Source organism: Helicobacter sp. T3_23-1056, from assembly GCF_053654535.1.
In genome coordinates, this window is record NZ_JBSIUU010000114.1 from 1 (window position 1) to 347 (window position 347).

General features: G+C 34.3%; 1 protein-coding gene. It reads left to right on the forward strand.

Annotated features, from left to right (window positions below; all coding sequences use genetic code 11):
• The coding region (locus ACWIUO_RS13950) for a hypothetical protein (RefSeq protein ID WP_454178483.1) at positions 1–267 on the forward strand (267 nt) is incomplete at its 5' end.
• Positions 268–347 lie beyond the last annotated feature (80 nt).

Here is a 347-nt window from a genome sequence, read left to right on the forward strand (position 1 = left end):
AGAATCTTTAGCATTAGGGTGGCGTATAGTATGTATGAATATATGCTAATTATCCCTAAAAAGATTCCAAAGTTTATCTCTAAAATGCTAAAAGAAAAACGAAATAATGATGAGATAAAATATGGCTATGGTAGGTTTATGGATTTGCAAAGGGATTATGTAAGGGATATAGATGAGAGCAAAGAAAATGAAGTGAGGCTAAATATACAGGGCAAAATCTTATTAGCCCCTAGTGGAATGGAGCGAATAAGAGTGGTGGTTAGGTAGAAAAGATAAAATCAAATCGCGTGGGATTAAGCGATAAGGAATAAAGTTTAAGGTCGTTGGGTATAATGCAAAGTAATCGC